The 5,938-nt window shown below is 43.4% G+C and carries 8 protein-coding genes; all 8 read right to left on the bottom strand.

All coding sequences use genetic code 11. The annotated features are described in order from the left end of the window. The coding region (locus tag ACFINS_RS09285) for a contractile injection system protein, VgrG/Pvc8 family (protein ID WP_375706126.1) at positions 1-1,211 on the bottom strand (1,211 nt) is incomplete at its 3' end. Next, the gene (locus ACFINS_RS09280) at positions 1,208-1,432 is read right to left on the bottom strand and encodes a tail protein X (protein WP_273789860.1); all 225 of its coding nucleotides are present in this window, start codon (positions 1,430-1,432) and stop codon (positions 1,208-1,210) included. The genes ACFINS_RS09285 and ACFINS_RS09280, both read right to left, overlap by 4 nt. Then, positions 1,429-1,809, bottom strand: coding sequence for a phage tail protein (locus tag ACFINS_RS09275; protein WP_375706125.1), 381 nt, complete (start codon positions 1,807-1,809; stop codon positions 1,429-1,431). Before ACFINS_RS09275 ends, ACFINS_RS09280 begins: the two co-directional genes overlap by 4 nt. Positions 1,810-1,814: 5 nt before the next feature. Beyond that, on the bottom strand, positions 1,815-3,950 hold the full coding sequence (locus ACFINS_RS09270; RefSeq protein WP_375706124.1) for a phage tail protein: 2,136 nt from the start codon (positions 3,948-3,950) through the stop codon (positions 1,815-1,817). Next, a complete protein-coding gene (locus ACFINS_RS09265) occupies positions 3,947-4,015 on the bottom strand; it encodes a hypothetical protein (protein ID WP_375638239.1) in 69 nt (22 codons plus the stop codon). Before ACFINS_RS09265 ends, ACFINS_RS09270 begins: the two co-directional genes overlap by 4 nt. 41 nt (positions 4,016-4,056) lie before the next feature. Further along, entirely contained in the window at positions 4,057-4,344 is a 288-nt protein-coding gene (locus ACFINS_RS09260; RefSeq protein WP_375632898.1) for a phage tail assembly protein, read from the bottom strand. Position 4,345: 1 nt separating this feature from the next. Continuing rightward, positions 4,346-4,852 carry a phage major tail tube protein gene (locus ACFINS_RS09255; protein WP_375646765.1) on the bottom strand — a complete coding sequence of 169 codons (507 nt, stop codon included), beginning with the start codon at positions 4,850-4,852 and terminating at the stop codon, positions 4,346-4,348. Beyond that, on the bottom strand, positions 4,852-5,938 hold a 1,087-nt coding region (locus ACFINS_RS09250), incomplete at its 5' end, for a phage tail sheath subtilisin-like domain-containing protein (protein ID WP_375706123.1). The genes ACFINS_RS09255 and ACFINS_RS09250, both read right to left, overlap by 1 nt.

The raw sequence follows: 5,938 nt of genomic DNA, 5'->3' as shown, positions 1-5,938 counted from the left end.
GTGTTTGCAACGTTTCCAGCCGCATCTTCTTGTGATGCATCAAAAAGTTCGCACTCTATTTTTGTGGTGTAACCACCCGTTTTATCAAGTTTGTGTTTAACGCTTTTGATGCGCCATTCTGCCGGTATATAAGGGCGGAAAGGGGGCTCTTGAACAAGCTTTGCTTCTGCTTGCACAAAGGGATCACCACCGATATCACATGAGAAAGAAGACTTACCGCGTGATGATTTATTGCGATAAGCAGCAATGGCCGCAACAGCCTCTGATTGGTTATGGTAGGTGTATTTGAGTTCATGGAACGGCGGATTACCAACTTTGACTTCTTTTTTTTCACCACTGCGGATATCATGATAAGTTGCGAGAACACCGCCTTTTTTCTCTTTGTCTTCTTCTTCTTTCTCAGATTCTTTTTCTGCTTTTTCCGATTCAGATGATGGTGCTCTGTCATTGTCATCCATATGGATAAAGTTTTCATCATCATCAATCTCTTCTGGTTCTCGTGCATCAGCCGCGGCTTTTTGGTCGTCCCCCACATCTGTTTCTAAGCCATTGGCTGCACCTGCTTCATCTCGTGCGCTGTATTTAAAATCCCAAGAGGTACAGAGTTTTTCATGGATAATAACAACGGGGAGTGTTTCACCAGTGATAGCTTTGCCTTCCCCCCGTCTAGCCAAAACAAGCTTGCCATCAACGGGTTTTGCTACCGCATCATAGTCTTCTGCAAGGCGTGTGGCAAAAGCCATATCGCTTTCAGCTGTTTGATCAATGTGACGCACAACAATTTTAGCAAGAGCAGGGTCAACTTTTGGTGTATAGCCATTACGCTGTGCTATCTCTTGAACAATACTGCCAAGGGTTTGCTGGTAATAGGATTGGCTTTTGGGGGTTCTGTAAGACGTGTTCATTGATGCGGCGCGCCCTGTCACGCTTAAGCTTTGTGGTGGGCTGCTTACAGAGATTTCATCAATCAGATAGGCTCCCATATCGCGATTTTTGCCCCCTTCATAGCCAAGAGTTACAGAAATGACTGTCCCGATAAGAGGAATATCAAGAAAGCCGTTATCACTGTCACGCGCACGGTCATCAAGCTCTATAGTGATACGATCACTTTTGTTTTCTGCTTCATCGGTAATTTCAATCGACAAAACATAATCCATAAGAGTTTTTGTGATGTCTTCTCCATTTGCCAGAACCATGCAAAAAGGTTTCATGATTTGCTACCCCAAATTCTGATTACTGGTGTGGCTTTCGGATAGGGGAGGGTTGGTAAGAGTATCGTGATGCCTGCTTTTAAAATGGGTCCATAGTCTGCAAGACCAAAATTTGCTGCATAAACGCGTTCAACAGCAAGGGCTTGTTGACCCTTTGCATAGTATCTCCAGCAAATGGCATCAACCATATCGCCTTCTTTTGTTACGTAAAGATCACTCATAGCTCTTCACCATATTCTCTCAACTTTATTGTAAATTCTTGTTTTTTTGGGGTGCCATTATGATGAAAAATGCTTTGTTTTTCCTCTACAGAAAGAATGACAAACTTACCTAAGATTTTGCTTTGACCAGTCACAAGAATGTGAGGTCCTTCATGTGCCATTTGCCGTAAATATTCGAGCTGTCTATGACCACCTTTGAAATCTGGATAAATCACACCAGTTAAAGAAAATTCCGCATTTGCAACGGCAGGTAATTGAAGAGCTGCTTTGCGCCCCAATCGTCCTTGCTCTACCCATGGAACCCCATAAGACATATCAAGTGTTTGATAAGCTGCTGTTTCAATCGAAAAAATAAAACCACCCAAAGCTAACATCATGGTATTTAATCCGAAAGGCTAGAGGCTATGGCTAAACGTTGCTGTTTTGCATAGCGTTCAAGTGCTTGATTGACAGCGTCTCTGATTTCATCTTTAAGACCATTGGGGACGGAAATATTTAAATTTGAAATCATCACACGGGCATCTACTTCTATCGGCTTATGAACGGTAATGGGCTTGGGAGCTTTAAAGGCACCCACTTTTGCATTTGTAGCCTGCATTTGTCCTGTTTCGACTATGCCTGCATTAAAACCACTCTTGCGTTTTTCAGGTGGGGTATTTGTAACCACTGCTGTATCCAGCATTTTTTTTGCCTGTGTATTGGTTTCTTCGGTAAAGGTTTTAATGGTCTGCGTTGAAGTCTTGTCTATTGAAACATTAAACCCTAACTTTTCTTTCACCCAATTAGGCATCCAACTGGTTAATTTCTTCATCATATTGCCAAAACCGTTATACAGATCATCCCATTTGCTTTTGATGCCCTCCCAAAGCCCATTAATAAGATTGGAGCCTACTTCCATTAAATCGACACCAAACAGCCATTCAATGAGTTCATTGATTTTTTTCGAAATCCAAGTCAGTGGTGAAAAGTTTTTAAAGAACGTCAAGAGGTTATTGAAAACATTACTACATAAGCTGTAAAAAGAATCCCATAGCTTGCTTATAAAGCTTATGACTGTATCCCAATGTTTGTAGAGCAGATATCCGGCAGCAACAAGAGCTGCAATGCCGCCAATAATCCAGCCGATAGGAGTGGTCATGATTGCGATACCAAGCGATATAAAAGCAGAACTAACGGCAGTTATTGCTGGAATGAGTGAAGCTACAAGAGATAGTGCAAGACCCGCAACTGCAGAAGCTGCCGGTACCATTGCCGCAATGAATGCTCCGGTAAGAACTGCTCCAACCGCGGCTAAAGATGCAGCCACCCAAGCATTGAGTTCATCCCAATATTTATAGAGTGCGGCAAGTACCGCGATACCCCCAATTAGCCAACCGATAGGTGTGGTCATTATAGTATAGCCAAGCGTGACAAACGCTGCTCCCGCTGCTCCCGCTGCGGCAATGAGTGGACCAAAAATGAACGAACCAAGTGCCACAAGTCCTACCTTAAAGAGGGTTATTTCACCAATCAGAGGTTCTAGCCATTGGAACCAGCCTTTAATCCTCTCTATAAGATCACTTATGCCTTTTCTTAAATCAGAGGTAGGATTAATCAAATCATTAAGGACTTTTTTTAAGGTTTTTGCCCAGCTCGCAACAGTTGTTTGAATGAGGTCGCGGTTTTCATCAATCAACTTTGAAAAACCGTCAATCATATCATTAATCACGGGCATGAAACGCGCGCCAATAAAGCTCGCGATACCGCCTATTTTTTTCTTAAAAGCACCAAGCTTGTCACTCAAATCTGCGGCATAGCGTGCGACATCGGCACCTATCAGCCATTTTCCTTTCCGCGCCTTTGCAAACAGCTCTTTAATGGGTGCCATGCCTTGTGCAAGCATGGTCGCCATTTCTTTACCATCGCCCCCAAACAGCAGAGCGGCAATATGCTGTCTTTGTGCTTGGCTTTTCATCTTACTCATCTTGTCGGTAATTTCTTCTAACAAGACAGAAGTGGATTTGAGTTTTCCAGAAGTGTTTTTGACAGAAATGCCAAGTGCTTCAAAGCCCATCATGCCTCTTTTTTGTCCGGCATATGCTTGTGCTGAACGCCTATTTAAAACCGCTAAGGATTGTTGAAAAAGTTCGGCAGAAGTGCCTGAATTATCGGCTGCATCACCCCATAATTGAAGTGATGCAACACTCATATTTAAATGGTGTGATGCGTGATAAAGACTATCGCCCAGATGCATGGTTTTCATGGTGAGGGCGGCTACACTTGCCACAAGACCACCACCAGCAAGCCCTAAGACACCGGTAAAGACTGAAGCACGACTTGCCGCTGTGCTAAGAGCACTTTGAACGCCATGAAGGCTTTTTGTCATGTTTTTGACAGCAGCAGAAAAGCGCACAATACCCAAACTATGTGAGAGTGTTTTTGACAATGTATCGAATTTTTTTTGAAGATGTTTGAGAGGTGCGGTGAGTTTGTCTTCAAGAGACAATTTTACCTTTGCATCAGCAACTTTTTCACTCATTTTATCTTATACCTTTCTGCTGCTTGATTTCGCCAGAATATGAGTTCTTGCGGTTCCATTTCCATCATCTTTGAAAGGGACCAATGGAACACAATGGTAATATCGGCTATGAGTTTAGCGGCGGTTTCCCAGTCGAGGTATCCCGCCGCTTGATAAAAGACTCCAAAATCTCTCCAATGCTCGACAAGTCATTAATATCGAGTTCTCCAACCGCTTCATGTGCCCATCCAGAAAGACGTGCAACCATAGCAATTGTTTGCTCTATGCCTTCTTTTTTGTCGATTGCTTGCACATCTTTTGTTTTGGGGCGCTGTAAGGTAATTGTGGTGTGCTCTTTTCCTTCAAAAGTAACAGGTATCAATAATTTATGTGTAATGCTTGTTTGTACGGTCATTTTATAATCCTATATTTTCTCTATGGTCTGCGAGTTGATTGACGCCATTGAATTTTCTCACCAAGTTGAGGACGTCTATCTCAACGATTTCAACGTCCTTCTGGACATATTTGAAATATTGCAATGTGAATGTAGCCGTAGAAGTTGCTTTGCTGCCCGGTTGCCATTCTGCCATTTCAAAGCCTTTGCATAGTCCTCTCATGGTAATGACAACACCTTCTGCTGGTGTGCCTTGCGCTTGCATTGAACTTCGTAATGAGATATCAACATCAGTGCGCCCCAACAGTGCCATCAACTCTGGAGAGCAATCAGAAATGGTCATGCTAAGTGTGAGGGTTTCAAGACCAAGGTCAACTTCAATAGAGCTATCCATGCCTCCGCCGCGATAGCTTTCAACAACCAAATTCAAATTCGGTAATGTTACGCTTTCACATTTTGCTTGATAGGGAATGCCGTCGACAAAAATGTTAAAATATTTCAAAACTCTTGGTAAAACGGGGATAGCCATTAAAAGATCTCCTCTAAGTAATCATTCACAATGCGTGAACGGAATGTGATGTGTTCTGCTGGTGTTGTGGGGGTGAATTCGACATTGAAATAGACTCTGCCGCCTTCAATGGCGCTTGCTGTATTAAGCTCTAGATCAGGCGTACAACGCCCACCAAGAATGGCGCCTTGTGCTTTTAAATCACGCAAATAGGCATTGACGCTTTCACTGACATCATTCATGTAGGTCTTTTTGATATTGCGGTCGACAGCCCATAGATGCCCGCGCAAAATGGCATCATTGATCATATCTGCGGTTCTCACCACCGATAAGAAAGCAAACTTTGTATCGCTTGAGAGGGTGCGATTACCCCAAAGGCGATAGCCGTTTTCGCGGATAATGGTTGTGATGTTTTGTTCATTGAGAAGGTTGGCGCGGCTTGATCGATCACCAATGGAAAAATCAATGGGGCGTGCAATACCAACAATGCCATTTATCACTTTGTTTGAAGGAGAATGCCAAAAACCGTGTGTAAAATCAGTTTTAGCAATGACACCTGCAACCGCTGTACTTGCTGGCTGTTCTATGATTTTTCCATCACGATTCACCTTTACAAAAGGGTCAATGATAATGGCGCGTTTTGAATCAAAATCCTTTGCTGTGCTAAGGGCTGCTTCATCTGTCGTGTTTGGTGCATCAAGCACCACAATAGCACGCAGACGCTCTGCAATGCCAATGAGTTCTGCTGCGACGGGGTTGGCAGTTGCATCAGTTCCATTCTCTTCAATATTCACACTGGAAGGGCGTTGATGTGTAAAGCCTGGAGCGATGAGAATGCGTGGTGTTTGTCCTACAATGGATTGCGCTCCAATCAAAGCATGAACACCTTCATAAGCACCATTTGCGTTTACACCGCCAAGAACATTGGTGAGTGTTGCATTTTCATTGTCACCCTCGTTCACGCGCACGACAACAACAATGGCACCCACTTGCTTGAAAATGAGATCAAGGGCATTAGGTAGGGTGCCTTGACGCTTGCCTGTTTTATCCAGTTTAGCGGCTTGTGAAAGAGAGCCTGTTACCAAAACGGGTGTATTAAGAGGAAAT

It is taken from the genome of Bartonella sp. AA2SXKL (assembly GCF_042197205.1).
Classification (GTDB): Bacteria; Pseudomonadota; Alphaproteobacteria; order Rhizobiales; family Rhizobiaceae; genus Bartonella.
Note: the sequence above shows the minus strand (reverse complement) of the source record. Positions and strands in the feature narration are given on the sequence as shown.